A 26,012-nucleotide genomic window follows, 5' to 3' on the forward strand; every position below is an offset into this window, starting at 1 on the left:
CAAATTCGGATATGGAAAAGCTGACGAAACAAGAAGAAGAAATTATGCTGCATATATGGCGTCTTGGCAGTTGCACAACAAAAGAGGTGCTGCAGCAACTGGAAGAACCTAAGCCACCCTACACAACAGTGGCTTCGGTAATGAACAACCTGAAGCGTAAAGGCTATATAAAATCGAAACAGCAACGTGCGGTCTATCATTTTACGCCGAAGATAGCGCAAGCTGAATACAAATCTGACTTTATGAGCAGCTTCGTAGACAACTATTTCAAGAACTCGTTCCGCGAGATGGTGTCGTTCTTTGCGAAGGAAGACAAGATTTCGCCAGAGGATTTGAAAGATATTATCAGCGAGATAGAAAAAGGAAAAGATACCGAATAAAAGACAAAAGCCATAAAGGCAACTTTCTGAATCTGCCTCCATACATATCTTCAACAACATTCAACTTAACACGTAACGAACATGACGATGTACCTATTGAAATTAAACATTGCCTTCATCGTACTCTTCGGCTTTTACAAGCTGATGTTTTCGGGCGATACATTCTTCTCGTGGCGCAGAGCAACGCTTATCGGAATGTATCTTGTTGCGATGTTGGTGCCGGGGCTGAACTGCTCTTATTGGATAAACAAGAGCGTGGGAATGGTTTCGGTGGCAAACGAATATGCTGCCATTGTCCTGCCTGTTGTAACCATAACACAGGGTAGCGGAGGCGCAATGAACTGGGAAACCACGGCAATGGTTATATATAATATGGTGGTTTGCCTGTTGTTGCTGCGCTTTTTGTGGCAGTTGGCTTCTATCGTAAGACTGAAGACACAATGCAAAACAGCCGATATAAATGGCACAAAGGTGTATCTGTTGGAAAGCAACGAGGGACCTTTCTCGTTCTTCAACTGGATTTTCATCAACCCAACGAAGCACAGCAAGCAGGAAATCGACGAGATAATGACACACGAATTGGCACATTGCAGGCAGCGACATTCCGTAGACATTCTCTTTACAGAATTGTTTGCCATTGCCTTTTGGGTAAATCCATTCGTGTGGTTGCTGAAACGTGAAGTACGATTGAACCTCGAATATCTTGCCGACAACAATGTCTTGGCAAACGGAACAGACAGCAAGGAATACCAATACCATTTGCTTGGATTGGCATATAGAAAGAATGTAGCTACTATATCAAATAATTTTAATGTTTTACCTCTTAAAAAACGTATTAAAATGATGAACAAAAAACGAACAAAGGGAATAGCGAAAGCAAAGTATGCACTTTACATTCCGTTGGCAGCAATGCTGCTTGTTGTGAGCAACATCGAAACTGTTGCACGCGATATAGCAAACGTTGCGAAAGCCATACCAACGGTAAAGGCAAGTGTTAAACAGGAAAAGATGGCGGATTTGTCGTCTGGCAACAAAGCAACGACAGTGCAGGAAAGCCCGAAGAGCGTGCAGTCTACCGAAGCAATTGAAAGGACAAGCAATAAGGTGGAAGCATTGGCGGACAGTCGAAATGCTGAAGTGACGGCTCAAGAAGCAGAAAATACGACTGGAGTTGCAAACGAAGAGTCAACAGGGCAGAAACCAAAGAAAGCTCCGAAGAAAGTACATAACGCTATTGATGAGTTGCCTAGTTTCAATGGAAATCTTAACCAATGGCTGGCAGAAAATATGAAGTATCCATCGGAGGCAGTTAAAAATAAGGAACAAGGACATGTTGTTGTGCAGTTTATCATATCAGAAGAAGGCGAAGTAACAGAACCTAAGATTATACGTTCCGTTTCTCCATTGTTGGATAAGGAAGCACTTCGCGTGGTATCATCAATGCCAAAATGGAATCCAGGCAAGGCAAACAAGAAACCAATACCTGTGCATTACATGTTGCCTGTGAGCTTCAAGCTAAACGGAAAGTAAGTAGTATATTGGCAAAGAATTAGTTTCCGTGGGGTTGTATTAATTTAAAAGCCCCACGGAAATAGTTGTAAGAGCATATAAAACCAAATGAAAGAAAACCTAAAGACCATTTCATTGTAAATCTGAGAAGGCGTTTCTTTATCATTGCGACAAATCTGCCGTTTCGCTGTAATGCCGTTGCAATGAAAGTACAGACGCATTTACACTCGTTTTCGGTATAAGTCAGAAGAAAACATACTGCTATCTAAAACTTTACATACTTGACGTTATTCTATGCGCCGTTGGGCTTTTAGCCTTAAAAATCAACATTTTAGCACCATTCTGTAAGTTTAAAAGCAGAATGACATACATATCGTGAGCAGACGTTCAAGGGCGAAATACTTATATTTTGTTTTTTTTTCACGAAATATTTTGCCAATTCAATAATTATATAGACCTTTGACGCCAAAATATAACCATAAATAAAAACAAAGAAATAATTCTATGGAAGAACAAATCGAAGTGAAAGAGCTTGAACACGTTGTAGTGTTATTCTCTGGAGACTCGGGTGATGGTATGCAGCTGGCTGGTAACATTTTCTCAAATGTTTCTGCTACTGTGGGTAATGGCATCTCTACATTCCCAGATTATCCTGCCGACATTCGTGCCCCGCAAGGCTCACTCACGGGAGTTAGTGGATTTAGAGTGCACATCGGTGCTGGTAAGGTTTACACACCAGGCGACAAGTGCGATGTGTTGGTAGCGATGAATGCAGCTGCCCTTAAAACTCAGTACAAAAACTGCAAACCACAAGGAACTATCATCATTGACACCGATTCTTTTAGCTCACGCGACTTGAAGAAAGCGGATTTTGCAACCGATGACTACTTGAAAGAAATGGGCATCGACCCAGATCGCGTGGTTGCTTGTCCTATTACAAAGATGGTAAAGGACTGCCTTGCTGACACAGGAATGGACAACAAGGCAATGTTGAAGTGCCGTAATATGTTCGCACTCGGCTTGGTTTGCTGGTTGTTCAACCGCGACCTTGAGTTGGTTAACAACTTCTTGACAGAGAAATTCAAGAAGAAGCCAGCTGTTGCTGAAGCTAATATTAAAGTTGTTGCAGCAGGTTACGACTACGGACACAACGTTCATGCATCGGTTCCTAACACCTATCGCATTGAAACTAAAGAAAAAGTGGCAGGCCGTTACATGGACATCACAGGTAACAAGGCTACTGCTTACGGCTTGATGGCTGCGGCTGAAAAGGCTGGTTTGACCCTCTTCTTGGGTTCTTACCCTATTACTCCTGCAACAGACATTCTTCACGAATTGGCAAAGCACAAGTCAATGGGGGTTGTTACAGTGCAGTGTGAAGACGAAATCTCAGGTGCAGCATCTGCAATTGGTGCAGCATTCGCAGGCGCATTGGCTGCCACATCTACATCAGGTCCTGGTATTTGCTTGAAGAGTGAGGCTTTGAACCTTGCCGTTATCGACGAGTTGCCACTCGTTGTTATCGACGTTCAGCGCGGTGGTCCATCTACAGGATTGCCTACAAAGAGTGAGCAGACCGACCTTTTGCAAGTGCTCTACGGCCGTAACGGTGAAAGCCCTATGCCTGTAATAGCTGCTACAAGTCCAACAGACTGCTTCGATGCAGCCTTCGCAGCTTGTAAAATGGCACTTGAGCACATGACTCCAGTTGTATTGCTTACCGACGCTTTCATCGCAAACGGTTCTTCAGCTTGGAAGTTACCAAACCTTGAAGACCTTCCAGAAATCCGTCCTCACTACGCTACTGAAGCACAACGCTATAAGTATACTCCTTACAAACGCGAGGAATATAGCAACGTTCGCTATTGGGCTGTTCCGGGAATGGAAGGCTACGAGCATATCCTTGGTGGACTTGAGAAGGACGGAAAGACAGGTGCTATCTCTACTGATGCAGAAAACCACCACCTTATGGACAACTTGCGTTTCGACAAAGTTGCACGCATACCTGTGCCAGACTTGGAAGTACAAGGCGACAAGGATGATGCCGACTTGCTCATCGTAGGTTTTGGTAGTACATACGGACACTTGTATTCAGCAATGCAAGAACTCCGTGCAAAGGGACACAAGATTGCGCTCGCGCAGTTTAAGTATGTAAACCCATTGCCAAAGAACACTGCAGAAGTATTGTCTCGTTACAGCAAGGTGGTTGTAGCAGAGCAAAACCTTGGTCAGCTCGCAGCATTGCTTCGTATCCGCATTAACAATTTCGCTCCATATCAGTACAACCAAGTGAAGGGTCAGCCATTTGTTGTTCAAGAACTTGTACAAGGTTTTGAACGCTTATTGACACTTCCTGCACCAAAGGACGAATATGGTACGTTCTATTCAAGAATCTTACAATAATTAAGGAGGAAAACAAAATGACTCAGTATACAGACAAAGATTATAAGAAAGGTCAGCCAAGATGGTGCCCTGGTTGCGGCGACCATTTCTTCTTGGCGAGTTTACATAAAGCAATGGCAGAGTTAGGAGTTCCTCCATACGAAACTGCCGTTATCTCAGGTATTGGTTGTTCAAGCCGTTTGCCTTACTATGTCAGCACTTACGCTATGCAGACCATTCACGGTCGTGCAGCTGCGATTGCGACAGGATTAAAGGTTGCAAATCCAAAACTTACAGTTTGGCAAGTTTCTGGTGACGGTGACGGATTGGCTATCGGTGGTAACCACTTCATTCACGCAATGAGAAGAAACATCGATATTAACATTATCCTTCTCAACAACCGCATCTATGGTTTAACAAAGGGACAATACTCTCCAACCAGCCCTCGTGGTTTCGTTTCTAAGTCAAGCCCTTATGGTACAGTGGAAGACCCATTCCGTCCAGCTGAACTCTGCTTCGGCGCACGCGGTAAGTTCTTCGCTCGTACTGTTGCTACCGATGCTCCTGGAACCATTGAGGTATTGAAGGCTGCCAAGCAGCACAAGGGTGCAGCGGTTTGCGAAATTCTTCAGAACTGTGTAATCTTCAACGAAGGTTGCCACGATGCAGTTTACAACAAGGAAGGACGTAAAGCCAATGCTATCTATCTTGAGCACGGCAAACCATTAATCTTCGGTGTAGACAACGAATTTGGCTTGGTACAAGAAGGCTTTGGCTTGAAGGTTGTGAAGATAGGTGAAGACGGTTACACCATCGACGATATTCTCGTTCACGATGCACACTGCGAAGACGACACCTTACAGTTGAAGTTAGCAATGATGGATACAAAGGACGGCTTCCCTATTGCATTGGGAATTATTCGCGATGTTGAAGCTCCTACCTACGACGAAGCTGTTTGGGAGCAGATAGAAGAAGTGAAGGCAAAGAAGCCTTACCACAACTTTGCAGAGTTGCTCGAAACGAACGACATCTGGGAAGTTAAGTAAATCATCTTTGACAGAATTATATCAAAATATCCAGAGAGGGTGTTCCCTGACACCAGGGCATACCTTCTTTTGGGTTTAAGTCTAAAGATATGCACTCATACATATTATAAATGTGAAGCATATAACATAATTTAGGCTCTTACTATTTTCGTAACTGAAAGTAATTTCGTAAATTTGTTGCGTAAAAGAGCATTGCGCCCTACACAATAAAAAACTAAGTACGACTTCTGCTGCGTTAGCAATTCTTCCAATACGGTTGCAGCCAAGCAAGGCGTTTCACTTTCAGAACATTCGGAAAAGACAATTAAAATAACAATATAGTATTAACTAATTACATTTACTATGAAAGTTCATGAATACCAGGCAAAAGAGTTTTTTGCAAGTTATGGGATTCCAGTACAGCGCGGTATCGTTTGCCGCACACCAGAAGAAGCCGTAAAGGCATACGAAACACTGGGTGTAGAACTGGCTGTTGTTAAAGCACAGGTACACACAGGTGGTCGTGGTAAGGCTGGTGGTGTGAAGTTGGGCAAGACTGCCGAAGAAGTTCGCACACACGCAACCAATATCCTCGGTATGGATATTAAAGGTTTCATCGTAGACCGCGTGCTTGTTTGTGCAGCACTCGACATCAAGTCTGAGTTCTATGTTAGTATCCTTCCCGACCGTAAGTCAAAGTCTGCTATCTTCATGGTTAGCCGCGAAGGTGGTATGGACATTGAGGCTGTGGCTAAGGAAACACCAGAGAAGATTGCCAAAATTGCTATCGACCCAGCAGTTGGCTTGAACGACTACAAGGCTCGTGAGATTGCTTTCAAGCTCTTCGACGATAAGAAGTACGTTAATCAGGCTGTGCCATTGTTCAAGAATTTGTATCGTCTCTTCGTAGAGAAAGATGCTTCTTTGACAGAAATCAACCCACTCGTTATTACCGAACAAGACGAACTCTCTGCAGTAGACGCAAAGATGACATTCGATAACAACGCTCTCTTCCGTCACCCTGACGTGTTCGAACTCTTCGAACCAACAGAAGACGAAAAGAAAGAACAAGAAGCTAAGGACAAAGGCTTCAGCTACGTGAACCTCGGTGGCGAAATTGGCTGCATGGTAAACGGTGCTGGTCTTGCTATGGCTACTATGGATATGATTAAGCTCTATGGTGGCAATCCTGCAAACTTCCTCGATATTGGCGGTAGCTCTAACCCAACAAAGATTGTTGAGGCAATGAAGCTCCTCCTTTCAGACAAACACGTAAAGGTCGTTCTCATCAATATCTTTGGTGGTATCACACGTTGCGACGACGTTGCTCAAGGACTTATCGAAGCTTTCAAACTCATCGACACCGACATGCCTATCGTTATCCGCCTTACAGGTACCAACGAGGCTGAAGGACGCGAGTTGCTCAAGGGCACCAAGTTCCACGTTGCTACAACTATGAGCGAAGCTGGCCACATGGCAGTAGACCTCTGCAAGTAATTTATTTCGTTTTTAAACATTGAGAAAAAATGAGTATTTTAATTAACAAAGATACACGCCTTATCGTTCAAGGCATTACAGGTCGTGATGGTAGCTTCCACGCTACTAAGATGAAAGAATACGGTACTAACGTTGTAGGTGGTACATCGCCTGGCAAGGCTGGCCAAGAAGTAGCTGGCATTCCTGTATTCAACACTGTTCGCGACGCAGTTGAAGCAACCAACGCCAACACATCAGTAATCTTCGTTCCTGCTGCTTTCGCAAAAGACGCTATGCTCGAAGCTGCTGATGCAGGCATCAAGTTGATTATTTGTATTACCGAAGGCGTTCCTACACTCGACGTAGTTGAGGCTTACCGCTATATCCAGATTAAGGGCGCACAGCTTATCGGCCCTAACTGTCCAGGCTTGATTTCTCCGGGAGAGAGCATGGTTGGTATTATGCCAACAAACATTTTCAAGAAAGGACACACAGGTGTTATCAGCCGTTCAGGTACTTTGACCTACCAAGTTGTTGCTTCACTTACCGCAGAAGGTATGGGACAGTCTTCAGCTATCGGCGTAGGCGGCGACCCAATCGTAGGTCTCTACTTCCAAGAGTTGCTCGAAATGTTCCAGAACGACCCAGAAACCGACAGCATTGCTATCATCGGTGAAATCGGTGGTGATGCCGAAGAGCGTGCAGCTGAATACATCAAGAAGTACGTAACAAAGCCTGTTGTAGCTTTCATCTCTGGTCGCGAAGCACCAAAGGGCAAGCAAATGGGTCACGCAGGTGCTATCATCTCAAGCGGTTCTGGTACAGCTGCAGAAAAGGTAGCTGCTTTCGAAGCTGCTGGTATTCCTGTTGCTCGTGAAACACACGAAATTCCAACACTCTTAAAGCAGAAGTTGGGCAAGTAATCGCTGGCGATTAGACTTCAAATTTATCATTTATATACAAGAGGGTATGTCAAGTTTACATTTGGCATACCCTCTTTTTATTTCCAACATAGTGCTTTTTTCAGCCTTCCTCCCACATTCTCAAACCACATACCCACATCGGTTTGCAAGTCTTTTCCTTACACTTTTTCTTGCTCGTCCTAAAGGTTTTGCATTGCATTCACCGCCATTAGGAACATTATAGGTTGCGCCCTTATTGTTCCAATCCTACCCTACGTGCTGATTATCAAACAACCTATATTATTTTAAAAGCAACATGTCTAAATTATTTACGTGTAAATAAATATTTTTCTACACGTAAGTAAGAATTTACTTACACGTAAATAAATATTTCTTTACGTGTAAGTAATTTGGCTGACAACATTTTTGCAGAAGTATGGTGCCATTGCATTAATGCTGTACCGAATATAAAATACAGGAAGAGTTTTGGTATAATTTCTCTTTGCGCTTGTTCGGGCAGGGGCAAAAAGAAAATTCTACACCATTACTGCTGCTTAGATTTTTGCTTTTATGCTACAAGTATAAAAAAATATCGTACCTTTGCACCTTGTTATATACAGGGTGGGCACTGAAAAACGGCAGCCACCCACTAAAAAGAGAGGTATGAAACAAAAACAATGGATAACTGCCGTAATGGCAATAATGGCTTTGGTATTAGCGAGTTGCGGAACAACGCAGAAGTCTGCAACGGTTGCCGATGCAACGCCCACACCTGCTGTTGTAACCGAAAAGGTGGAGGCGAATACTGAATTTATAAGTATTGCAGAAGCCATAGATATGTTTGAAAGCCCTGAAAAGGTGGCAAGCATAACGAAAAAGTATGGTTACAAGCTAAAGGAAAACTACGAGATTTATCACCTTGATAAATTCACGAAGATGCACTACAAGAATTGCCGTCTTGCAAAAATCCTTACCGCAGACAAATACGAAGACTATCCGAAGCCTTTGCGCAAGGGTGTTTCGAGCTACATCGCCTTCAAAGACGGTGCTATCATTATCGGCGTGTTCAACCAAGCAGCCTACGACAACCTTGTTGCGCAGGTGAAAGCAGCTGGCTTCGTGCTCGATATGCCTGGAAACGAGGATATATACAAGAAAGGCGAACGCACCATAGGTTGCTACGAAGGTGCGAAAACAGTGAGAATACAATAAATTTTGTAGGTTTCGGCAAATTGCCGTAACTTTGCAATTGGATAAAAACAAACGATATATATGGGAGAAAAGAAATTCAAACGAACCACCGTTACGGCAGCATTGCCATACGCAAATGGTGGTGTACATATAGGACACCTTGCAGGAGTGTACGTTCCTTCAGATATTTACGCACGCTATCTGCGACTGAAAAAAGAAGAAGTTGTATTCATTGGAGGTAGCGACGAGCACGGAGTGCCTATCACTCTGCGTGCCAAGAAAGAGGGCGTTACACCGCAAGACGTGTGCGACCGTTACCACAAAATGATAAAAGACTCGTTCAAAGAGTTTGGCATTTCGTTCGATGTGTATAGCCGTACCACGAGCGAAACCCACCATAAGTTCGCTTCCGACTTCTTCCGTAAGCTCTACGACGACGGAAAACTGGTTGAGCAAGAAAGCGAACAGCTTTACGACGAGGAGGCAAAGCAGTTCTTAGCCGACCGCTATGTGGTGGGCGAATGTCCGCATTGCCACAACGAGCACGCCTACGGCGACCAGTGCGAGAAGTGTGGCAGCGACCTCAGTCCGATGGAACTCATCAATCCACAGTCTACTATTTCGGGTTCAAAGCCAGTGGTTAAGGCTACCAAAAACTGGTATTTGCCACTGAACGACTATCAGGAATGGCTGAAGCAATGGATTTTGAACGACCACAAGGAATGGCGTCCGAACGTGTACGGACAGTGCAAGAGCTGGCTCGATATGGATTTGCAGCCTCGTGCCATGACGCGCGACCTGAACTGGGGTATTCCCGTGCCTGTTGAAGGAGCCGAAGGAAAAGTGCTTTACGTGTGGTTCGATGCTCCCATCGGCTATATCTCAAATACCAAAGAGCTTTGCGACAGCAACCCCGAACAGTTCGGCAGCTGGCAGAAGTGGTGGCAAGACCCTGAAACACGCCTTGTCCACTTCATCGGAAAAGACAACATCGTGTTCCACTGCCTCATCTTCCCAAGTATGCTGAAAGCACACGGCGACTACATTTTGCCCGACAACGTGCCGTCAAACGAGTTCCTGAACCTTGAAAACGACAAGATTTCTACAAGCCGTAATTGGGCGGTATGGCTACACGAATACTTGGTGGACTTCCCTAACAAGCAAGACGTGCTGCGCTATGTGCTTACTGCCAATGCGCCAGAAACGAAAGACAACAACTTTACTTGGAAAGATTTCCAAGAGCGCAACAACAGCGAGCTCGTGGCAGTTTATGGCAACTTCGTGAACCGTGCGTTGCAGCTGACACATAAATATTGGGACGGCGTTGTTCCAGCGTGTGGCGAGTTGCAGGACGTAGACCGTCAGGCAATTCAGGAATTCAAAGACGTGAAGGAGAAAGTAGAAAGCTATCTCGACGTGTTCAAGTTCCGCGAAGCGCAAAAAGAAGCAATGAACTTGGCACGAATAGGCAACCGCTACATTACCGAATGCGAGCCTTGGAAAGTCTGGAAGACCGACCCGAAACGTGTGGAAACCATCTTGAACATCTCGCTACAGCTGGTTGCCAACCTCAGCATTGCTTTCGAGCCATTCCTTCCTTTCAGCAGTAAGGAACTTCGCAATATGATTAATCTTGCCGAATACGATTGGACACAGCTCGGCAGCACCGACATTATCGCAGCAGGACACAAGCTGAACGCGCCACACTTGCTGTTCGAGAAGATTGAAGACGAGGCTATCGACGCTCAACTCAAGAAACTTGAGGACACCAAAAAGGCGAACGAAGCAGCCAGCTATGTGGCAGAACCTATCAAGAAAGATGTATCTTTCGACGATTTCGAGAAGCTCGACATTCGTGTTGGACACATTCTGCACTGCGAAAAAGTGAAGAAGAGCAAGAAACTTCTGAAGTTCACAATCGACGACGGCACAGGCACCGAGCGCACAATCCTCAGCGGTATTGCTGCTTTCTACGAGCCCGAACAGCTCATCGGCAAAGATGTGCTCTTCGTTGCCAACTTCCCACCTCGCAATATGATGGGTATCGAAAGTCAAGGTATGATTCTTTCGGCTGTAAACTTCGATGGTTCGCTCAGCGTAACCACCACACTCGGCGAAGTGAAACCTGGCAGTCAAGTGGGCTAAACAGGCATCTGGCAGCGCATTTTCACATTATTATATAGAACAAATACATCGTATATAATAGCAAACGCATTATACAAACCAAAAAGACGCACCGTTATGGGTGCGTCTTTTCGTTTTTAAGTAGGTGACAAAATTCAGGTGTCATCACCTTCTCAAATAGGTTTATCCTCGAAAAAATGTAATTTTATTCTATTCTTATCGTCGAAAAAGTGTGGTAATCTTTTGTTTTTATCATCAAAAAAGTGTATTTTTGCAAAAAAGAAAGCTATGTATAGGAAAGCATTAAAGCAGTTAGAGCAGTGGAAATCAAGCGAAAGCAGAAAGCCACTCATACTTCTTGGCGCACGTCAGGTAGGTAAGACGTGGCTGATGAAGACATTTGGGCAAAGTCATTATGAAAATGTAGCTTACATAAACTGCGATGCCGAACCACTTGCAAAAGAGTTGTTTGTTGCCGATTATAATATTCAACGCATTCTAATGTCGGTGCAAGCCATATCGGGAGTAAAGCCTGAGCCGCACAAAACACTTATTATCTTTGACGAAATACAAGAAGCACCACGCGGTTTGCATAGCTTAAAATACTTTCAAGAGCAAATACCCGAATACCATATTATGGCTGCGGGCTCGTTATTGGGCATTACACTGGGGCAAGGCAACTCCTTTCCTGTCGGGAAAGTAAATATGCTGCCCATTCACCCACTCGATTTTGAAGAGTTTTTAGAGGCAAACGGGAAAGCCGAATTAGTGCAAATACTCCGTGAAAATGATTGGAAGATGGTGGAAACATTTGCTCCGAAACTCATAGAGCAGCTACGCTATTATTATTTTGTGGGAGGAATGCCTGAAGTTGTTGCGCGTTTCGTTGCTAATAACGATTTGGCAGAGGTGCGAAAACTACAAAAGGATATTATAGAAGCCTACCGAAACGACATCAGCAAACATAGCAGCAAGGTTGAAAGCATTCGTATCGGGCAGGTGTTGGACAGCCTTCCATCGCAATTAATAAAAGAAAACAAGAAGTTTGTCTATGGTGTTATAAAACAAGGAGCACGGGCAAAAGACTTTGAATTGGCTATTCAGTGGCTCATCGATGCTGGCATTATCCATAAAGTAAACCGTGCAAAGGAACTTCAAATGCCTTTAAAGTTCTACGAAGATTTAAGTGCTTTCAAGCTGTTCTTGCTCGATTGCGGTTTATTTGGCTGTATGGTGGACGCTCCTGCAAAGCAAATGCTTATCAGCAACAATATTTTTAAAGAATTTAAAGGGGCTTTTACCGAACAATTTGTGCTGCAACAACTCGTAGCAAACGAAATGATACCCTACTACTGGAGCAGCGACAGCACACCAGCAGAAATAGATTTTGCAATACAAACGGAAGAACGGGTTATTCCTATCGAAGTAAAAGCAGAAGAAAACGTTAAGTCGCGTTCTATGCGAACTTACATTGACAAACACCCAAACTATGATTTAAAAGGACTGCGTATATCAATGAAAGGCTACGATGTACAGGATTGGTTGGAGAATATTCCGCTTTATGGAATATCAAAATACTTCTTTACCTATGCGGAATAGTCCTTAACATACCTATAATAATTAATCACAAGTAGGTATAGTTTGTGCTACAAATTTATTTTATCGCAGATAGCATCGTAGTTTTCTATTCGTTTTTATCTTTGAGAATCAAGCAAATGCAGCGTTTCTATCTTAATTTATTCGGATTGAGAAACGCTCGCTTCCCCTATGTTTACTTGGTTTCCTCTGCATTGGCATTTGTTTTTGCAAATGAAAAGCTGCTAATTGAAAAGATAAGCTCAAACCAATACCTACTCTAAGGTTTTGTCAATACCTACTATAAGATTGGCAAAATACTAATTACAAGGTATTGTAAAACAATTTCTTATTGAGTAATTTTGCACCCGATACATTTAATTCAACTATTTTAAACGCTATTATTTATGAAATTTAAATCATTTATGGCATTATCGTGCCTTACTGTTTTGTTATTCTCATCATGTAGCAATGATGACCCAACTCCAAAACCAAAGCCTGAGCAGCCAAAACCTGAACAACCAAAGCCTGAGCAACCGAAAGACGTACCGACAAAAACGCTCTCGTTTATTACGCAAGAAAAGGCATTTCAAGGTTATGACAAGTGGGTATATGTAAATCTTGAGACAGGTGAGACTGTTATGAAAGATGACGTCAGCGAACAGGAATGGCGCACATATTCTGATGCCGGCAAGAAGAAAGACCTCTTCGGCAAGTACGATGTAACGAAGACGGTAGAGGGAAAACCATCGAATGCACCCGATAAGTGGCACTTGGCTTTCCACGTCTTTGATGTAAGGACCAATGGTGCTGAAGCCTGTATGACCGACACGACAGATATAGAAACCATCAAGACATTGCCGACAAATGTGAAATGGGTGAGCGACATAAAAGCTTATCTTATCTATGACATGACTGGAATGATGAAGAATCCTGTCGTAATGGGCTATATGAAGAGCTACGTAAACATGGGACTTTACTACTGGATGCACAAGGTGAAAGGAACAATGGGAGAGTATGCGCTCACAATGTCGAAGTCAGACCCAAAGAAGGCTCCTGTATTCTTGGTGAAGTTTAAAGATGGCAGCTATGCCGTTATTCAGTTCACAGGTCTTAAAGACGCTACAGGCAAGAAGAAAGAAGTCAGCTTCAAGTATAAATTTGTCAAGAAGAATTAATCAGTAACACGGAAAGGGGCTCCGCAAGGGAGTTCCTTTCTTACAATGGTCGTACGGACGGCACGAAAGGCAAGAACTGCTTTCGAGTACAGCAAGTACGATACGACCATTATCCATTCATAAACCACAACAATTTAAAACAACAATGAAAAAACTATTACGTTTGACAGTGGCAGTCTTAATGCTTGCCACAGCGCAAATAGCCACGGCGCAAGTAAAGATGGCTCCTAACTATTTCCGTGCAGACCCCAACGTCTACAAGTACAGAATGGCGAAGGTGATTGACTGGAAGGATTCGGAAGACGAACAACTTACGCAGTACATCTACGACGAGAAGGGTTGCCTTGTCAGAGAAGAGTACGGTTTGAGCAAGCAGCCCGGAACTTTCGTCTACAACTACACATACAACCCGCAGGGCTATATGATTAAGAAAGAAGAAGTGGCGGTCAAGGCTGACCACAGCTCGTCTACCGTTTCTTCAAAGCACGAATATACGCGTAACGAATACGGATACGTAACTGAATACACTCGTGCTACACGCCACGGTACCGAACCTAACGACGAAACGCTTACTGAGGACGTGAAAATGAACTTCGTATACGACGACCAAATGCGCCTCCTCCGTGTCGATATTCGCCAGTTCGACTATCCTTCTGACAAGCTTGAAGAGGAAGTGGGACGTATCTGCAAGGTGGAATACGATGAAGCAGGGCACGTTACCTGTGTCAGTCAGGAATACCCCAACGGCGAACTCGTATGGAAAGAGGAATTCAAGTATGATGAAAAAGGTCGTCGGGTATCAATAAAGAAAGTTCCCGGCCCTAACTATACGCCTCAAGACAGAATTACTTGGACATGGCACTACGACAACGATGGCGACATAGACAAGCAGGGCAGCAGCAATGGTTTCGGCAAAGAGTACGAGTACGACAAGAGCAAGCTCGCTTCTGAAACCTTTATGGTTCTCGAAGCCACTGAAGCAGAATGGGCACTCCAAGGTCCGCTCAACTGCACGCTCTTCAAGGAACTGCCAATGGAGAAGTACTTCACCCATGCCCCGATATTCGAAACAACCGACGAGTCGGAAATAACATACGAGCCAACTGGTACTCCCAACAATATTGCCGATGCTCGAACAACCGCGGGCAAGTCGCTCCAAGCACATCTCAACGGCAATAAACTAACAGTAGACCTTCCTGCAAGTCTTATCGGAAAGACATTGCAGGTATTCAATGCCACAGGTGCATGTATGAGTAGCTTTGTTGTAAACGGTTCGCAAACCACATTCAACATCGACAACTTTGCTCCCGGTATATATGTTGTAGGTATCGGAAATCAGACCGTGAAGTTTATCAAGCGATAAGCCTTTTTTCGTGGTTTGATTTAACCTCCAAAAAAAATATGACGTCATATTTGGAAGAATATGACGTCATATTCGCTCAAATATGACGTCATATTTCTTAGATTGAGACGTCATATTCCTCGAACTGAGACGTCATATAGTTTTTATTCTGCCCGACCAATAGTCTCACGAAGCAAATACATTGCCACTTTATTTGTTTATATCCGACTGTATTCTGTCGTAAAATCGGGAAAGAACTTCCAGAATATCATCGGGCAAATAACTGAAGGCTTTCTCTGCCATCCATTCAGGAATTTCATAATAAGCCTCGGCAACCGAACCCGCTATACACGCCTTCGTATCAGTATCGCCGTCGCAAAGCACAGCCAAGCGTATGGTTTCTTCAAAACTATTGGCGTCCATAAAGCAACGCAACGCCATCGGCACAGTTTCCTGGCAAGTAGCATCGAAATGGTTCTGTGCACCAATCTTGCGTATATCGCGCATCGACGGCAGCTCGTATCCATAGAATTTCTCAACCTTTCGTTCTACATCGGACTTGGTAAAGCGCATGTGCCGCAACCAACAAATCACCTCGGCTACACACTGTGCGCCCTTTATACCTTCTTCGTGGTTGTGCGAAATCTCCGCCGTCTTCTTGGCTTCCGCTATCACTTCCTCCCAATCAGAGAAAAGCCAACCCACTGGGCTGACACGCATGGCAGAACCATTTTCAAACGAATCCTTAGGTTGCGGATTGTCTTCGTGCAACCAATCGTAAAACATATTGCCATACCCACCCATCGGAGCAGGATAACGATGACACCAATCCAACAAAGCATCTTTGTAAGAACGTCCGCTCAAGATAGCGTCGGCAATAGCAACAGTACAGATAGTATCGTCAGTATAAGAACATTCGTCGGTGAACAGTTCAAAATCCTTTTCTGGTGCAGGTCCGAATTCAAAGCGTGAACCTACAATATCTCCTATGATAGCTCCAAGCATACTGCGGAATTGTTAAATCAAAATGTTTAGACTTTAGTAAAGAGTACCCCCGATGAGAATCGAACTCATATTTCAGCTTTAGGAGAGCCGCGTTCTATCCATTGAACTACAAGGGCATTGTGTTTCGGACATAGCCAAGTGCAGCTATTTCTTATGCAAAGATAGCAAAAAAAAGTGTTTTAATAGTTATTTGCATACTTTTTTTCGTTTTCTGTTAAACTTTTAACCACGCGAAAAGTCTTAGGTAATATTATGAACAAGATTATTTCGTTTTTGCTACTCCTCGTATTGAATACAACGGTAGCGTTTGCACAAGGCTCTGTGAAGGGCAGAGTGTTGGACAAGAAGTCTAACACGGGATTAGAGTTTATAAATGTCGTGATACGAAAAGAAGGAAGCGACAAGATTCTAAAAGGTGCTATAACCGATACCGAGGGACATTTCATTATATCAGATGTACCCAACGGCAGCTACACGCTCACGGCAAGCGGTATGGGATATAAAGATGTTGTAAGGACATTCAGCCTCACAGCAACCTCACTCAACAAGAATTTCATAGCACTTTACCTATCCGAAGACGCCAAGTCACTCGATGAAGTGGTGGTAACGGCACAGCGGGCAGATATGAAATTGGAGGTAGACCGCAAGACTTTCAGCGTAGACCAACAAATATCGAACGCTGGCGGAGTGGCAACCGACGTTCTGGAAAACATTCCGAGCGTAGAGGTAGACAACGAAGGCAACGTTTCCTTGCGTGGCAATTCGAGTGTCGAGGTATGGATAAACGGCAAGTCTTCAGGACTTACGAGCGACAACCGCGCCACCGTGCTGCAACAGTTGCCTGCCGAAAGTATCGACCGCATCGAGGTAATAGACAACCCTTCGTCTCAGTTCTCGGCTGAAGGGTCGGCAGGTATCATCAATATTGTACTGAAGAAAGACCGCAAGGCGGGCTATTATGGCAGCGTTCAGGCAGGTGCCAACACACGCGGCGGAGCCAATACATCGTTCAACATTAACTACAACAGCTCTCTCATCGACGCTTACGCCAATGTAGGCTATCATCATCGCAAGAGAGAAGGCGGCTCTTGGAGCGAGCAAAACAACATCAACACAAACACTTACCAACGATACAAAGCCGACAACAGCGGACAAGGCAACAACCTTTTCACACGTGCAGGCATAACATTGCACGCCACAAAGAAAGACGACATCTCGCTCAGCGGTATGTTTACGCTCGGCAACCACAAGAACAGCAGCCTTACACCGTATGAGTACGGAACTATCGGCTCGCTGCTCAACAGCCATTTAATGAACCGCAGCACAAGCAGCAACAACGATATGCGTATGATGCACGCCGAATTCGACTATCGACGCAACTTCTCCGACAAGCACTACTTCGACTTCAGCGTGGGCTACAACAAATGGAAAGCCGACAACGAAAACATTTTCCAAGACTCCACCACCTACTTCGACGCAGCAGGCTATCCGCTTGCAACGCCCAGTACCAGTGGCAGCTACCAATACAGACCTATGTACGTGAACAACAGGTCGTGGGAAATAAAGTTCGATTACGAGAACCAAATCTCAAAAGCAATGCGACTTCAGGCAGGCTATCAAGCCAATCTGTCGAAAGAGAACACACCGCAAGAAAGCTTCGTAGACCGCAACAGCTGGGCAGGCTATAACCTTGTGGAAGACCAACTCTACTACAACCGCTTCATATACAAGAACGATGTGCACGCCCTCTATACCACCCTATCGTACAATTCGGGCAAATTCGGCTTGATGGCAGGACTCCGTGGCGAATACTGGAAGGTGAACACGGAGAGCTATTCGTGGGCGCAGGAACACGATGCAAGCTTGCGCGACCAGCCATTTAAGAAGGATTACTTCCAGCTTTTCCCAAGTATCTTCATGAGTTATCAGCTCACCGAGAACGACCAACTGCAACTGAACTACACCCGCCGTTTGCGCCGACCATGGGGAGGAGAGCTCAACTCATTCCGAAACACAAGCGATGCCAGCCTCATATCGTTCGGCAACCCAGAGCTGACACCCGAATACAGCAACTCATTCTCGCTGAACTACCTGCGCACGTGGCGCGAACACTCTTTGCTCGTATCGGCTTACTATCGCCCAACTACCAACGTGATGCAGCGCATTACTTACCGCAGTTCTACCGACGGCTTACTCTATCAAACCAACTTCAACGTTGCCAAGAGCACATCGACTGGTTTGGAACTTACGGCAAGAAACAGATTGTTCCGCATCTTGAACCTCTCTACCTCTGCCAACTTCTACTACTACAAGCTCGATGGCTTCAGTTTCGACATCGACGGACAAACCATTACGGGGCAAGGCAACAGCAACTTCACGTGGAATGCACGTATGCAAGCCAGCCTGATGTTACCTTACGACATGTCGGTACAGCTAACAGGCAACTACAACAGCCGCCAGAACTTGGCACAAGGTTACAGGTCGCCAAGTGGCAGTGTGGATTTCGGTTTCAGAAAGAGCTTCTTCAACAAACTGTTGGTGCTATCCGTAAACTGCCGCGACCTGCTCGACACACGCAAATGGAAGACTTACACCAGCAGCGACTCCTTCACACGCTACCAAGAGAGTTGGCGTTCTGGGCGCACCTTCCGCTTCACGCTTACTTGGAACTTCGGTAACACTAACAAGAGCAAGAAGAAAGACAACAATATGGAGATGGACGAAGACTTTGGAAGTCAGCCATACCAAAGCAGCGGAATGGGGCAATAAACATTATTCCTTAACCGTTGAAACCCAAGAGGGCACATCAAATTGTTTTTGATGTGCCCTCTTTTCGTTTCCAACAAACAGTTTCGGCTGCTTCTAATAAAAAACAGAGAAAGCAGCAGCAACCATATTCTGCTTCTTTCTCTGTTATTCTTGAATCGTATCGAACTTACTATTTCTTCTTCAAAATTCGCTGTGCGCAATCTGCCAGCACAACAACTGCCGAGGCAAGAATACATACGTCTTTGATTACCAATCGGCCAGCACCCGTCAATAATGGGAAACCGTGTTCGCCACTACCAAGGTCAGGCACCCATACTTCGGGTGTGGTAATAAGGAAGGATAGCGTACCGAAGGTCATTATTATAACCAAGCCTGTGCCAACAAAGCCAATCTTTGGGAACCAAATGCCCAGCAATGTCAAAATGCCGAACGACATAATAGCCAAACCTAATCCGTGAGAGAACGTATAGGTGTTATTTGCCTCGTGCCACTCGTTTTTAACCTTGTCAAACTCGCCCTCTTTAAGCTTGTAGTCCTTGTATTCAGGTGCGTCCTTGGCATAGAAGAAGCTCATAAACGGACTGTTGGCAACGAAAGGAACAATGCCTTCTGCCTCGTAGTTCCAGAATTTCAGACCACCAATCCATATAAAGATAATAAAGATTGCGATACGCACTAAATGGATACCTAAACCTTTCAGCGATGCTGCCAGTTCGAGAACGAACTGTACTAATGATGCAATTTTGTTCATAGATGTCTAACCTTAAAATATTACGTCTTGTTTATTAAAATGAATAAATAGCTGCAGTGCAACAACATTTCTTGCTGTTCATTACTGCAAGCAAATAACCTTGATTTGGTTAATTCGTTTGCAAAGATATGTATTTATTATCAAACATCAAGCAAAAACATTGTATTTATTACAAATTTATATCTATTTAATTGTTTACAAAGGCAATTTGGTGAATTTGTTTACATTTATCAAGACCGATGCGATAAGATAGTTTAGACACTCCCTATTGCTGATATGCCTATAAAAAACACCTGTTTTTTGAATTACTTACACGTAAAGAAATATTTATCTACGTGTAAAGAATTTCTTACTTACGTGTAGAAAAATATTTCTTTACGTGTAAGTAATTTAGCAATGCTGCTTCATTTCCACACAAAAAGGTTTGTTCTATTGATATTTACCTAAAACTTCCAATTGTTTTAAGAACTATATAATAAAAGGGCTGGCTCCTTTTTAAGAGCCAGCCCTTAGCTGATTAGGTTCACATAGACTGGAATCCATAGATGTGTTGGCGTATTAAAAAATATTTTGTACCTTTGCTTCACTAAACAAAAAATCGAACGTATGAAACCTTATGCAGCTGTAATTGTGTTTTTAGCATTGGTCTTGTCATCGGTATTGACAAGCATAAACAGTTACAACCGTACGAAAGATACGATTGTGAACGATATGAACCAGGCATTGGCAAGAACGCTTTCCGAAAAGCAGGAAGCGTGGATAACGCCCGACACCATTATGAATTATAGGCAAAAGCTGAAGATTGAGGTGCTTCGCAACGAGTCGTTTGTTACCTATGCGCTTGCCAATACTCCGAAAACACTATGCAGCCAGCCTATGAAATGGACGGGGAACGACAACAGAAACGTGGCTTTCCAGTCGTATGCCACCTGCTCTTTCCTCACCATCTACGAGCTTTCCGACCAGCGTTCTGCTGCCCTGCTCTTGCTTTTGTCCATTGTTTGGCTCGTCGGCTCGGTTTATTGGTTGCGGAAACATAAACTGGGCACAACCATTTTAAGCAGTTTAATCTATTCAAACGATAGGCAGACTTTCTACGACTTAAAGCAAATGCCCATTCCGTTTACGCCGATGCAACAACAACTGATGCAGCTTTTCATCTCTTCTGCCGACTATCAGCTGTCGAAACAAACCATTTGCGACGCACTTTGGCCCAAGAAACCCGATGCAACCGAAACTCTCTACACGCTTATTCGGCGCATAAAGCCCATATTGCAGAAGTATGTAGGCTTGAATATCGTTACCGAACGAGGCGGCGACTACCGCTTAGAAAAGCAATAGAAACACGAGTGTTTTGTAAAGATAATTCTCTTAAAAAGTGATAACTGCGCTTTGGCATTGCGAAAGCGTAGGTTTTACAATGCGTTGATAACTAAAGAGTTACACAGCAATTACGCTTGTGAAAAATATTTACAGCCTTATTGCTTTCTTTTCGTTCATAAAGTAGGTTATCGGCATTGAATGTCTAACCTATCAAAGAGGGCAGAACAGGCTCTGTCAGTTAGGTTTCAGCAAGATGTCAGATACTTGTCAGCTATGTTTTTACGTACTTTCTGCCCTTGAAACTAACTTTGTCGGATAAACAATAACCGCCCGTTTGCAAAGCCACGATATGGCAGCAGAGGGGCGAAACCAAATTTATTCAATGACGATGAAACGATTTTTTGCTTTATTTTTAATTGCAATGGCAGGGCAGAATGCTTTGTATGCTCGCCATTTTGCGCTGAATACGGCACAATTGCAGTACGATTTAACACAGACAGAAGTAAGCGACACGGTGCAAACGGACAGGAAAGAGAAGCCCGTAGAACTGTCGGAAGTAACGGTGGAGGCTGCAAGGGTTGTGCAAAAGCCTGACGGACAACTTATTTTTCCATCGAAAGCGCAGTGCAACAATTCGGCAAACGGGTACAGCTTGTTGGCTAAACTCGGCTTGTCGCGTATCCGTGTAGACGAAGTAACGCACTCTATAACGGCTTTGAACAGCAACGGCGACGTGCAAATTCGCATTAACGGCGTGGTTGCAACCAAGACTGAGCTGACGAGTATGAACCCCAAGTTGGTGAAAAGCATCGAATTCATCGACAATCCAGGCGTGCGTTATGGCGAAAACGTGGGCTATGTGCTGAACATTCGTACCGCAAGGAGCGAGCGTGGCGGCGCAGTGGGCGTGGATTTGAGCAATTCGCTCACTGCTTTGTATGGCGACAACACGGCATATGCTAAGTTTAATCGGGGCAATTCGGAAGTTTCGCTTTCCTATTCGTTCGATTTTCAAGACTTCAAAAGAAACAGAATGAAGGAAACAGCCGACTATTTGCTGAACAACAACACACGCTACCGCATCGTACGCACCGACCTATCGAGCCGCAATCGCCAGTTCGGCAACAACTTCCAACTGAAGTATAGTCTTGCCGACTCGGCTTCCTACGTGTTTCAGGAAAACCTATCGAGCAGCTTCAGCCATAATCCTAACGCCGACAGAATCTATCAGACATTTACCCCCGAAGGCAATTTCCTGTCGGAGAGCAATGGCTCGAAGCGGAGTTTCTCGCCTGCTCTCGACCTTTACTACTATCGGAAACTGGGCAAAAGCAATAGCATCACAGCCAATTTGGTAGGTACGGCAATCGAAACAAAGGCAGACGACTACCTGAAAGAGGTTTCACCTTATATATATAATGTGGACGGACGAATGCGCTCGCTTTATTCCGAGCTTATCTACGAGCAGCAGTTGCGCCCTTTCACTGTATCGATGGGCATCAATGGGTCGTTGAAACACATACGGAACGAGTATTTGGGCGATGTGAAATCGTTGAACCGAATGGATTATTCCACGCTGTATATGTTCTCGGAAGTAAAGGGACAGTGGCAGAAACTGGGCTACGTGTTCGGCATTGGGGCTACGCACGCAGGCTACAAGCAAGCCACCGACAAGTACAACTACTGGCTTTTCCGTCCTAAACTTACCTTGAGCTACCAAGTTTCGCAAGCCTTTTCGGTGCGATACAACTTTGAAATACACGAGCATATATCGCGTATAGCGATGATTAGCAATACCAAAATCAGGGAAAACAGCCGCGAGTGGCGTGTGGGCAACCCGAATATAGAGCCAAACAAGGTGGTTCGGCAAATGTTTAGCTTTAGTTATGTTCGCCCACGCTTCTACAATATGGTGGACATATTGCTGCAAGTGAACACCAATCCAAACATGTCGAAATACGTTCGCACAGCCGACGACCAGTTCTACTATATGCAAGCCAATCAGAAACGCATTGCGATGTTCTGTGTTATGGACAACTTCAACTTTAAAATCATACCCGATGTGCTCGAACTGACATTGAGTGGAGGCGTTTATCGCTTTATCAACGAAGGCGACGACTACAAGCACAGCTTAACGGCTTGCAACTTTCAAGCCAGCATGCAAGCGTATTTGGGGCGTTGGACACTATCGGCTTATGCGGACAATGGGTGGAAATTCAACGAGGGCGAAACGCTTGCGCACAACGGTGGCAATGTTTACGTGGGCGGCAGTTACCGTTTGGGCAATCTGCAGCTGTCGCTTTACATTCAAAATCCATTTATGCAGCACCCCAAGACCTATCATACGCACATACTGAATCGCTACGTAACGAAAGATATAGTGTATCGTAGCCGCGAAAATGGCAATCTTTTAAACTTCAGTCTGTCGTGGAACTTGGAGTTCGGACATAGGAAACACAACGACAAACAGCGCAATCAGCACAAGGATACCGACACGGGAATAATGTAAATGAGTAGAAAATAGTTAGTAAATGGCACGTGAATGTAAAATATAATCGTTATCTTTGCAATTAGTAGATTGCATTTGGCAATTCAACAGACTAAGTGAAAAGCTATGACACAAGAAGAAAAAACAAAGATAGAAGCAGAAATAGTGGAGGTTCTGAAAACCGTCTACGACCCTGAAATTCCTGTAAACATATACGACCTCGGTATGATTTACAAGATAGACTTGCAGGACGACGGCACATTGGAAATGGATATGACCTTCACATCGCCAGCGTGCCCTGCAGCCGACTATATATACGAGGACGTAAGAACGAAAGTTGAGGGCGTGAAAGGCGTGAAGACAGCCAACATAGAGCTTGTTTTCGACCCTATTTGGGACCAGAGTATGATGTCGGAAGAAGCACGCGTAGAACTCGGTTTCGACTGATTTCACCCATAGCTTCGACTGATTTTACCCATAGTAAGCAATCAAACTGTAAGACAATGAAGAATGTTTATTTCCTTTCCGATGCCCATCTCGGTTCGTTGGCAATAGAACACCGACGGACGCAAGAACGCCGCTTGGTACGTTTTCTGGACAGTATAAAGGACAAGGCAGAAGCAATCTATCTCTTGGGCGATATGTTCGACTTTTGGGACGAGTATAAACACGTCGTTCCGAAAGGCTATACACGCTTCTTGGGGAAAATATCAGAGCTTACAGATATGGGCGTAGAGGTGCATTTCTTCACAGGCAACCACGATGTTTGGACATACGGATACTTGGAAGAAGAGTGTGGCGTGATACTGCACAGACACGGTATAACAACCGAAATCCACGACAAGGTATTCTATTTGGCACACGGCGATGGGCTTGGCGACCCCGACCCATTGTTCAAAATCCTGCGAAAGATATTCCATAACCGTGCCTGCCAGCGACTGCTGAACTTCTTTCACCCGTGGTGGGGAATGCAATTGGGACTTGGTTGGGCAAAAAAGAGCCGCATGAAACGTCCTGACGGCAAAGAACTTCCTTTCCTTGGCGAAGACAAAGAATACTTGGTGCAATACACCAAAAAGTATATGCGGACGCACAAAGATGTAGACTACTACGTTTATGGGCATCGCCATATAAAGCTCGACCTACCATTGGACGGCAAAGCGCGTATGTTTATCCTTGGCGATTGGATATGGCAGTTCACCTATCTCGTATTCGATGGCGAGCATACTTTCCTCGAAGACTACGTAGAAGGAGAGAGCAAATTATAAAAAATAGCTTTAAATTGCTTATTTTTTACTCGTTTTTTCATATTTCTCGCTTTTTTATTGAAAAAAAAGGGCTGTTCGTTGAAAAAAATTGCACAGTTAAATGAAATACTGTATATTTGTAGCAGTTATTAAATCATAAAAGATTTAGCAATTCAATACTAAGAAAAAATAATGATTAGTAAAAGATAAAAATTCATCATTTAGAATAAAACTCAGGTTTGTAGATTAAGTTTAGTCAAAAAGGTGGTTGTCGTGATGACAACTACCTTTTACATTTTAAGGCATAAACCATTTCAAAGCTGTATGACAGATAAAACACACAAGGCACCGTTCCTTTAATAACTTTGCAACAAATTTAATAGAAACAATAGGTAAAAACAGACTTATTGCATAGAGATTATACCAAACCCACACTGAAAGAAAATGAAATTTAAACATCAAAAGAAGCATTTTATAAAAACATTGAGTAAATTTGTATTTACTTGTTGAGTTCACCATATCCCTTCCGTATGTTGGAACATAAGTATATGTGAATTAATAAGAACTTTATTGCGTATTGATGAGTAACACGAAAACTTTACAACAACGACATACAAATATGGCAGCTATTCATGGAAAGAATACGAAGCCAGAACTTGTTGTGCGAAAATGGTTGTGGAGCCATGGCTATCGCTATCGTCTAAATCACACACGCCTTCCAGGAAAACCCGACATCGTGTTGAGGAAATATAGAACCTGCATTTTTGTAAATGGCTGCTTTTGGCACGGCCACGAAGGTTGCAAGTACTACAGAACACCGAAAACCAATACAGAGTTTTGGGTAAATAAGGTTAGACGAAACAAAGAACGAGACCGCAAAGTTTGTCAAAAACTCGCATTGATGGGTTGGCACAGCATAACAATTTGGGAGTGTGAGCTGAAGTTATCTAAAAGAGAAAGAACATTAGAGTCCCTAATATTCACGCTCAATAAAATCTTTCTACAAGATCATCGCATAAAAAAGTACGAAATATCTGAAGAAAAACTAACAATGGTTGCGGAAGGTGTTGCAGGCAAATACGGAAACAAAATAAAAAAATAACAGCATTCATAAACCATATACAACCACACAAAAATCATAAAAACACTGACTTTTACCACAAGAGTTTTAATTTCACGTCCTATTAAATCTGTATCAAATACCTATAAAATAAACACCGATTGTAAATCAGGAACTTACAATCGGTGTTTTGTACCCAGACCCGGGATCGAACCGGGATGGATTGCTCCACTGGTGTTTGAGACCAGCGCGTCTACCGATTCCGCCATCTGGGCTTATGGCTTT

Annotated in this window: 19 protein-coding genes and 2 tRNA genes; 17 read left to right on the plus strand and 4 right to left on the minus strand. The window is 44.0% G+C overall.

Features of this window, described 5'->3' with window-relative positions; genetic code table 11:
* Positions 1-11: 11 nt before the first annotated feature.
* The 11 genes from BWX39_RS00480 (at position 12) to BWX39_RS00530 (ending at position 15,105) form a co-directional block, all read left to right on the plus strand.
* A complete protein-coding gene (locus tag BWX39_RS00480) occupies positions 12-380 on the plus strand; it encodes a BlaI/MecI/CopY family transcriptional regulator (RefSeq protein WP_028905922.1) in 369 nt (122 codons plus the stop codon).
* A gap of 81 nt (positions 381-461) precedes the next feature.
* A complete protein-coding gene (locus BWX39_RS00485) occupies positions 462-1,910 on the plus strand; it encodes a M56 family metallopeptidase (RefSeq protein ID WP_028905921.1) in 1,449 nt (482 codons plus the stop codon).
* Positions 1,911-2,393: 483 nt separating this feature from the next.
* Positions 2,394-4,292 carry a 2-oxoacid:acceptor oxidoreductase subunit alpha gene (locus tag BWX39_RS00490; protein ID WP_028905920.1) on the plus strand — a complete coding sequence of 633 codons (1,899 nt, stop codon included), beginning with the start codon at positions 2,394-2,396 and terminating at the stop codon, positions 4,290-4,292.
* A 17-nt stretch (positions 4,293-4,309) separates the two neighbouring features.
* On the plus strand, positions 4,310-5,317 hold the full coding sequence (locus BWX39_RS00495; protein ID WP_028905919.1) for a 2-oxoacid:ferredoxin oxidoreductase subunit beta: 1,008 nt from the start codon (positions 4,310-4,312) through the stop codon (positions 5,315-5,317).
* Between the two features lie 342 nt (positions 5,318-5,659).
* Positions 5,660-6,793, plus strand: coding sequence for an ADP-forming succinate--CoA ligase subunit beta (sucC, locus tag BWX39_RS00500; protein WP_014709328.1), 1,134 nt, complete (start codon positions 5,660-5,662; stop codon positions 6,791-6,793).
* A 29-nt stretch (positions 6,794-6,822) separates the two neighbouring features.
* Entirely contained in the window at positions 6,823-7,695 is an 873-nt protein-coding gene (gene sucD, locus BWX39_RS00505) for a succinate--CoA ligase subunit alpha (protein WP_014709327.1), read from the plus strand.
* A 642-nt stretch (positions 7,696-8,337) separates the two neighbouring features.
* On the plus strand, positions 8,338-8,886 hold the full coding sequence (locus tag BWX39_RS00510) for a hypothetical protein (RefSeq protein WP_028905918.1): 549 nt from the start codon (positions 8,338-8,340) through the stop codon (positions 8,884-8,886).
* 60 nt (positions 8,887-8,946) lie between these two features.
* Entirely contained in the window at positions 8,947-11,010 is a 2,064-nt protein-coding gene (gene metG, locus BWX39_RS00515; protein WP_028905917.1) for a methionine--tRNA ligase, read from the plus strand.
* Positions 11,011-11,277: 267 nt separating this feature from the next.
* Positions 11,278-12,588, plus strand: a complete 1,311-nt coding sequence (locus tag BWX39_RS00520; protein WP_028905916.1) for an ATP-binding protein — start codon at positions 11,278-11,280, stop codon at positions 12,586-12,588.
* A 383-nt stretch (positions 12,589-12,971) separates the two neighbouring features.
* On the plus strand, positions 12,972-13,742 hold the full coding sequence (locus BWX39_RS00525) for an HmuY family protein (RefSeq protein WP_028905915.1): 771 nt from the start codon (positions 12,972-12,974) through the stop codon (positions 13,740-13,742).
* Between the two features lie 145 nt (positions 13,743-13,887).
* Positions 13,888-15,105, plus strand: coding sequence for a T9SS type A sorting domain-containing protein (locus BWX39_RS00530; RefSeq protein ID WP_028905914.1), 1,218 nt, complete (start codon positions 13,888-13,890; stop codon positions 15,103-15,105).
* A 189-nt stretch (positions 15,106-15,294) separates the two neighbouring features.
* On the opposite strand, the gene BWX39_RS00535 is transcribed toward BWX39_RS00530, so the two are convergent.
* Complete coding sequence (locus BWX39_RS00535; protein WP_028905913.1) at positions 15,295-16,089, minus strand: ADP-ribosylglycohydrolase family protein; 795 nt, start codon at positions 16,087-16,089, stop codon at positions 15,295-15,297.
* 44 nt (positions 16,090-16,133) lie between these two features.
* A tRNA-Arg gene (locus BWX39_RS00540) sits at positions 16,134-16,205 on the minus strand.
* A 136-nt stretch (positions 16,206-16,341) separates the two neighbouring features.
* Between BWX39_RS00540 and BWX39_RS00545 the strand changes: the two genes are divergently transcribed.
* Positions 16,342-18,858, plus strand: a complete 2,517-nt coding sequence (locus BWX39_RS00545; RefSeq protein ID WP_028905912.1) for a TonB-dependent receptor domain-containing protein — start codon at positions 16,342-16,344, stop codon at positions 18,856-18,858.
* Between the two features lie 169 nt (positions 18,859-19,027).
* On the opposite strand, the gene BWX39_RS00550 is transcribed toward BWX39_RS00545, so the two are convergent.
* Entirely contained in the window at positions 19,028-19,609 is a 582-nt protein-coding gene (locus tag BWX39_RS00550; protein WP_014709317.1) for a DUF417 family protein, read from the minus strand.
* A gap of 606 nt (positions 19,610-20,215) precedes the next feature.
* Here BWX39_RS00550 and BWX39_RS00555 point away from each other — a divergent pair.
* The 5 genes from BWX39_RS00555 (at position 20,216) to BWX39_RS00575 (ending at position 25,769) form a co-directional block, all read left to right on the plus strand.
* Positions 20,216-20,950: a winged helix-turn-helix domain-containing protein gene (locus BWX39_RS00555; RefSeq protein ID WP_028905911.1), complete on the plus strand. Its 735-nt coding sequence runs from the start codon at positions 20,216-20,218 to the stop codon at positions 20,948-20,950.
* 370 nt (positions 20,951-21,320) lie between these two features.
* A complete protein-coding gene (locus BWX39_RS00560; RefSeq protein ID WP_244271483.1) occupies positions 21,321-23,441 on the plus strand; it encodes an outer membrane beta-barrel family protein in 2,121 nt (706 codons plus the stop codon).
* A gap of 105 nt (positions 23,442-23,546) precedes the next feature.
* Positions 23,547-23,867, plus strand: coding sequence for a metal-sulfur cluster assembly factor (locus BWX39_RS00565; protein WP_014709314.1), 321 nt, complete (start codon positions 23,547-23,549; stop codon positions 23,865-23,867).
* Positions 23,868-23,923: 56 nt separating this feature from the next.
* A complete protein-coding gene (locus BWX39_RS00570; protein ID WP_028905909.1) occupies positions 23,924-24,688 on the plus strand; it encodes a UDP-2,3-diacylglucosamine diphosphatase in 765 nt (254 codons plus the stop codon).
* 559 nt (positions 24,689-25,247) lie between these two features.
* Complete coding sequence (locus tag BWX39_RS00575; protein WP_028905908.1) at positions 25,248-25,769, plus strand: very short patch repair endonuclease; 522 nt, start codon at positions 25,248-25,250, stop codon at positions 25,767-25,769.
* A 151-nt stretch (positions 25,770-25,920) separates the two neighbouring features.
* Here BWX39_RS00575 and BWX39_RS00580 read toward each other — a convergent pair.
* Positions 25,921-26,002: transfer RNA gene (locus BWX39_RS00580), tRNA-Leu, on the minus strand.
* Between the last annotated feature and the right edge of the window lie 10 nt (positions 26,003-26,012).

This window comes from Prevotella intermedia ATCC 25611 = DSM 20706, assembly GCF_001953955.1.
In the GTDB taxonomy this organism is placed as follows: Bacteria; Bacteroidota; Bacteroidia; order Bacteroidales; family Bacteroidaceae; genus Prevotella; species Prevotella intermedia.

Bases quoted from the DNA above. Each gene is read 5' to 3' on its own strand.
- BWX39_RS00480 (WP_028905922.1), top strand. From the start codon at position 12: ATGGAAAAGCTGACGAAACAAGAAGAAGAAATTATGCTGCATATATGG.
- BWX39_RS00485 (WP_028905921.1), top strand. From the start codon at position 462: ATGACGATGTACCTATTGAAATTAAACATTGCCTTCATCGTACTCTTC.
- BWX39_RS00490 (WP_028905920.1), top strand. From the start codon at position 2,394: ATGGAAGAACAAATCGAAGTGAAAGAGCTTGAACACGTTGTAGTGTTA.
- BWX39_RS00495 (WP_028905919.1), top strand. From the start codon at position 4,310: ATGACTCAGTATACAGACAAAGATTATAAGAAAGGTCAGCCAAGATGG.
- sucC (WP_014709328.1), top strand. From the start codon at position 5,660: ATGAAAGTTCATGAATACCAGGCAAAAGAGTTTTTTGCAAGTTATGGG.
- sucD (WP_014709327.1), top strand. From the start codon at position 6,823: ATGAGTATTTTAATTAACAAAGATACACGCCTTATCGTTCAAGGCATT.
- BWX39_RS00510 (WP_028905918.1), top strand. From the start codon at position 8,338: ATGAAACAAAAACAATGGATAACTGCCGTAATGGCAATAATGGCTTTG.
- metG (WP_028905917.1), top strand. From the start codon at position 8,947: ATGGGAGAAAAGAAATTCAAACGAACCACCGTTACGGCAGCATTGCCA.
- BWX39_RS00520 (WP_028905916.1), top strand. From the start codon at position 11,278: ATGTATAGGAAAGCATTAAAGCAGTTAGAGCAGTGGAAATCAAGCGAA.
- BWX39_RS00525 (WP_028905915.1), top strand. From the start codon at position 12,972: ATGAAATTTAAATCATTTATGGCATTATCGTGCCTTACTGTTTTGTTA.
- BWX39_RS00530 (WP_028905914.1), top strand. From the start codon at position 13,888: ATGAAAAAACTATTACGTTTGACAGTGGCAGTCTTAATGCTTGCCACA.
- BWX39_RS00535 (WP_028905913.1), bottom strand. From the start codon at position 16,089: ATGCTTGGAGCTATCATAGGAGATATTGTAGGTTCACGCTTTGAATTC.
- BWX39_RS00545 (WP_028905912.1), top strand. From the start codon at position 16,342: ATGAACAAGATTATTTCGTTTTTGCTACTCCTCGTATTGAATACAACG.
- BWX39_RS00550 (WP_014709317.1), bottom strand. From the start codon at position 19,609: ATGAACAAAATTGCATCATTAGTACAGTTCGTTCTCGAACTGGCAGCA.
- BWX39_RS00555 (WP_028905911.1), top strand. From the start codon at position 20,216: ATGAAACCTTATGCAGCTGTAATTGTGTTTTTAGCATTGGTCTTGTCA.
- BWX39_RS00560 (WP_244271483.1), top strand. From the start codon at position 21,321: ATGAAACGATTTTTTGCTTTATTTTTAATTGCAATGGCAGGGCAGAAT.
- BWX39_RS00565 (WP_014709314.1), top strand. From the start codon at position 23,547: ATGACACAAGAAGAAAAAACAAAGATAGAAGCAGAAATAGTGGAGGTT.
- BWX39_RS00570 (WP_028905909.1), top strand. From the start codon at position 23,924: ATGAAGAATGTTTATTTCCTTTCCGATGCCCATCTCGGTTCGTTGGCA.
- BWX39_RS00575 (WP_028905908.1), top strand. From the start codon at position 25,248: ATGAGTAACACGAAAACTTTACAACAACGACATACAAATATGGCAGCT.